Here is a 4,512-nt window from a genome sequence, read left to right as displayed (position 1 = left end):
GTTGACGCCTATCCGCGTATATCTGGGCCGTGACGACCGCCAGCGCGGCGGCCACATGCCAGGTCACATCCAGCCATCCGGGGCCCGGAAACCCGCGCCGAACACCCGTGATCGCGGCGACGGCGACCGTGGCCGCCAGCACCGCGGTGCCCCCCGCGACGATTCCGCTCAGACCCCGGACCGCCTTCACGCGGTGATCACCGGGACCCCACTGGCTTTGCCCACAATTTCCTCGAATTGCGTTGGGTCGGTGGTGAATTCACCGAGCCGAATGGTCTTGTTCGCGCCGTGGTAATCGGAGGAACCGGTGGTCAGCAGCCCCAGTTCGGCGGCCAGGTGGGCGAGAACCTCGCGGTCGGCCGCACTGTGGTCCGGGTGGTCGAGTTCCAGACCGCCCAGCCCGATCTCGGTGAGTTCCCGAATGTGATCGAGGGCCAGCAGCCGCCCCCGCTTGCGGGCGCGCGCGTGCGCCACCACGCTCACCCCGCCCGCCGAGGCCACCATCTCGATCGCCCGCCGCAACGGCGTGTCGGCCTTCTCGACGTAATAGCGGCCGTGCGGGGCAAGCAGGTCGTGGAAGGCCGCGTCGACCGTCGGCACCACGCCGGCCGCCACCAGCGCCCGGGCCAGGTGCGGGCGGCCCGCCGACAGCCCGACCGAGGCCATCACCTGGTCCGGATCGATGGGCAGGCCGTCGGCGGCCATCTGCTCGGCCATGGACCGCAGCCGCACCACGCGCTCGGCGCGCAGCCGCTCACGCTCCTGGGCGAAGGACTCGTCCTCGGGATCGAACAGGTAGGCCAGCAGATGCACCGGCACCGGATACCCGTCCTCGCCCAGGCCCACACACGACATCTCCATGCCGCGCACCAGGGTCAGCCCGGAAGGCAGGGCGGCAACCGCCTCGGCCCAGCCGGAGGTGGTGTCATGGTCGGTCAGGGCCACCACGTCGAGGCCCGCGGCGGCAGCCTTCGCGATGAGCTCGGCCGGGGTGTCCGTGCCGTCGGAGGCGGTGGAATGGGTGTGGAGATCGATACGCACGCCCCCTATATTGCCTGCGCCGTGGCCGATCGCCCGGGGCCGGGACGATTAACATCTTGATGTGTCCTCGAATTCGCCGCTGCCGTCGTTCCACTGGCCCGGGCGGACCGGCTCTCGACCGGAGACGCCGAAGCCGCCCAGCCATCCCGGCACGGTCGTCGACTGCGCCGTCTACGTGGACGGGCAGCGGCTGCGGGAGCAGCGCTCGTACAAGAACGCGCTCGCCGAGGTGCGCGAGCGCAAGGAGGGCTTCGTCTGGCTCGGGCTGCTCGAGCCCGGCAAGGAACTCATGACCGATGTCGCCCAGACCTTCGGCCTGCACCAGCTCGCCGTCGAGGACGCGGTCAAGGCGGCGCAGCGGCCCAAACTCGAACGCTACGACGACATCCTGTTCCTGGTGCTGCGCACGGTGCGCTATGTCGATCACGAACTCAGCACGGTCAGCGAGATCGTCGACACCGGCGAGATCATGGTGTTCGCGGGACCGGATTTCGTGATCACCGTCCGGCACGGCGACCACACCGAATTGCGCGGTGTCCGAAAGGATCTCGAAGCCGACCCGCGCCAGCTCGCGCTCGGGCCCGGCGCGGTGCTGCACGTGGTGGCCGACCGCGTCGTCGACACCTACGTGCAGGTCACCGCGGACATCGAGGAGGATGTCGACGCGATCGAGGAAGCCGTCTTCACACCCGCGAACCAGCTCCAGATCGAAGCCATCTATCAGCTCAAACGCGAAGTGGTGGAACTGCGCCGGGCCGTCAAGCCGCTCGGACTGCCGCTACAGGTGCTCACCCACGACACCACATTGCCGCTGCCCAAGGAGATCCGGCGGTATCTGCGCGACGTCACCGACCATCACACGGCGGTGACCGAGCAGATCCTCGACTTCAACGAATCCCTGTCCGCCCTCATCAATGCCGCGCTGGCGAAGGTGAGCGTGCAGCAGAACACCGATATGCGCAAGATCTCCGCGTATGCCGCCATGGCCGCGGTGCCGACCATGATCGCGGGCATATACGGCATGAATTTCGAACACATGCCGGAACTTACGTGGACCTACGGCTACCCTCTCGTGTTCGCCGGAATGGTGGTGCTGTGCATCGGGTTGTACGTGAATTTCCATCGCCGAAACTGGTTGTGATCACCCCGCCCCATCAGGGGCGTTGCTGAGCCCCTCGACTCACGGGCCACCCGGTTGCTATGAATTCGGGTGTGTTCTTGATGAGGAATCCACCGGCGCGTCACCGGATGGGTTGGTGGACAGCAATATTCGGGCTGCTGCTAGCGATGCCGGTGCCCGCCTCGGCCGAACCGGCAACCGACCCCTACGTCGATGCCCTGGCCGACGCCGCACCGGCTCCCGCCCTGCAATGGTCCGACTGCGACTCCGGATTCTCCTGTGCGACAGCGCGAGTGCCGCTGGACTACACCCAGCCCGCGGGCCGCGCCATCGAGCTGTCGGTGATCAAACTCCCCGCCACCGATCCGGCCCATCGAATCGGCACCCTGTTCGTCAACTTCGGCGGCCCCGGCCGCTCCGGCGTGGCGCGACTGCGCGAGCGGGCGCACTGGCCGTGGCTGTTCTCCGACGCCCTGCGCGCCCGCTTCGACCTGGTGTCCTGGGATACCCGCGGCGTCGCGAACAGCGCACCGGTGCACTGTTTTCCGGATGCGACGGCACAGCAGCTGTTCTTCGCCGCCTATCCCCCGATGCCCGGCACGCCCGCCGCCGAAGCCCCGTTCTTCGCCGCCGCCAAGACCCTGGCCGACGGCTGCGCGCAGCGCGCGGGCGATCTACTGCCGCACCTGTCGACCGAGAACACCGCCCGGGACCTGGATCTGCTGCGCCGCGCCGTCGGCGACGACAAGCTGAGCTTCCACGGCATTTCCTACGGCACCTATCTGGGCGCGTTGTACGCCAACATGTTTCCCGGCCGGGTGCGCGGGCTGGTGCTGGATGGCTCGATGGACTTCCGCGGCAACGCGCTCGGAGTCGATGACGCCGCCGCCGATCGGCCCATCGACACCCGGCAGGACGTCGCCACCGGAATCGCGGGCACATTCGATGCCATGCTCGACGCCTGCGTCGCCGCCGGACCCGAATGCGCCTTCTCCGAGGGAGATCCACGGGCGAAATGGCAACTCGTCCTGGAACGCGTACAGCGCGAACCGATCTCGTGGGACGGCCAACGCTACGACTACGGCACCGTCGTCGCCGCGGCGGGCCAGCTGTCCAACCCGTCGGGCTGGCCGATCCTCGCCGCCACCCTGCAACACCTCTACGACCTGCGCGAAACCCCGTACCTGCCAACCGATGCGCTCGCCGAGTCCGCTGTGCTGGTGCGCGAGCTCGCCGATGTCGGCACGGGCGGCCCCGAATGGCTGGGCGGCACCGGCGCGAATACCTACGACGACAACTACACTGAAGCCTTCCACGCCGTCCAGTGCGCCGACAGCCGCGTCCCCCGCGACGAGCGCCGCTACAGCGCCCTCGCACTGACCGAAGACCAGCGGGTCCCCGTCTTCGGCCGCCTCGGCGTCCTCGACGCCCTGACCTGCGCCTACTGGCCGCAGGCCGCGGTACGTCCCTACACCGGCCCGTGGAACCGCAAAACCGCCCCGATCCTGATCATCAACAGCCGCAACGACCCCGCCACACCACTGGCCGGAGCCGCCGCGGGCGCAGCGGAATTGGCCGACGCGCACCTACTGGTGGGCGAGGGCGCGGGGCACAGCAGCATGTACGTGCACAGCACCTGCTCCGAGGCCGCCAAGCGCGAGTTCCTCACCGCCGGTACGCTTCCCGCGGTCGGGGCGACCTGCCCCATCGACGGAAACCCCTTCGGCTGAACAACCCGGCGGAGCCGCATCGGAAGATCGGGTAAGGCCTAGAGCTGGGCGGCGGCTCGGGCGGGATCGCGGATGTCGATTCCCGCCTCGGCCCACGCCTCGCGCAACGCGGCCGCGCCGCGAATTCGCACCCAGGCCGCCTCGGTCGCGGTAATGGGCGCGATGGTCAGGAAGCGCACGGGCTCAGCGGGTTCCGGTAGCTGTACCTCGGGGATGTCGCTGTCGCCCAGCAGTACCGCCGTGAAGGGCGCGCCGTCCCACAGCGGTTCGCCCAGATCCAGCAGCGCATCCGCTTGCAGCACAACGCCTTCCACCGCAGGGGCCGCGACCAGCACGCCCAGCGTGCGGGTCAGCCCCGCGCCCGCGCCGCCGCGCAGCGTGAGCACCAGCTCCGCGCGCGGCCCGCGCACCGGGTCGGCCAGCAGCGCCGCCGGATCCGTCATGGGATGACGGGACCCGCCGAGGGTGGCGTAGTGCACGAACCCGCCGTCCGGGATGCGCAGGATGTCGATGGGTTCCAAGCCGAGGAATGTCACCGACGCCGCGTCCGCGGACTCCACCTCGAAATGCTCGAGCACCCCGGCCCGGACCTGATTCAGCACATCCATGAATCTAGTGTCG

5 protein-coding genes are annotated in these 4,512 nt (G+C 69.1%); 2 read left to right on the top strand and 3 right to left on the bottom strand.

Annotated features, from left to right (window positions below):
• Both NS2_RS37040 and NS2_RS35095 read right to left on the bottom strand, forming a co-directional pair.
• Window positions 1-190, bottom strand: a 190-nt coding sequence (locus tag NS2_RS37040; RefSeq protein ID WP_222594908.1) for a hypothetical protein, incomplete at its 3' end; no start/stop codon positions are given.
• The gene (locus tag NS2_RS35095) at window positions 187-1,041 is read right to left on the bottom strand and encodes a PHP domain-containing protein (protein ID WP_033091664.1); all 855 of its coding nucleotides are present in this window, start codon (window positions 1,039-1,041) and stop codon (window positions 187-189) included. The genes NS2_RS35095 and NS2_RS37040, both read right to left, overlap by 4 nt.
• A 61-nt stretch (window positions 1,042-1,102) precedes the next feature.
• On the opposite strand from NS2_RS35095, the gene corA reads away from it, so the two are divergent.
• Together corA and NS2_RS35085 are read left to right on the top strand one after the other, a co-directional pair.
• Window positions 1,103-2,182, top strand: coding sequence for a magnesium/cobalt transporter CorA (gene corA / locus NS2_RS35090; RefSeq protein ID WP_370737334.1), 1,080 nt, complete (start codon window positions 1,103-1,105; stop codon window positions 2,180-2,182).
• A 146-nt stretch (window positions 2,183-2,328) separates the two neighbouring features.
• Complete coding sequence (locus tag NS2_RS35085) at window positions 2,329-3,891, top strand: alpha/beta fold hydrolase (protein ID WP_230464135.1); 1,563 nt, start codon at window positions 2,329-2,331, stop codon at window positions 3,889-3,891.
• A gap of 38 nt (window positions 3,892-3,929) precedes the next feature.
• On the opposite strand, the gene NS2_RS35080 is transcribed toward NS2_RS35085, so the two are convergent.
• Window positions 3,930-4,499, bottom strand: a complete 570-nt coding sequence (locus tag NS2_RS35080) for a suppressor of fused domain protein (RefSeq protein WP_081986494.1) — start codon at window positions 4,497-4,499, stop codon at window positions 3,930-3,932.
• Window positions 4,500-4,512 lie beyond the last annotated feature (13 nt).

It is taken from the genome of Nocardia seriolae NBRC 15557, assembly GCF_007990715.1.
Lineage (GTDB): Bacteria > Actinomycetota > Actinomycetes > Mycobacteriales > Mycobacteriaceae > Nocardia > Nocardia seriolae.
The sequence above is the reverse complement of the archived record's forward strand: the minus strand, read 5'-3'. Positions and strand labels throughout refer to the sequence as shown.

What these genes read in the sequence shown, in the direction of transcription:
- NS2_RS35080 (WP_081986494.1), bottom strand. Translation starts at nt 4,499, where the DNA reads ATGGATGTGCTGAATCAGGTCCGGGCCGGGGTGCTCGAGCATTTCGAG.
- NS2_RS35085 (WP_230464135.1), top strand. Translation starts at nt 2,329, where the DNA reads ATGCCGGTGCCCGCCTCGGCCGAACCGGCAACCGACCCCTACGTCGAT.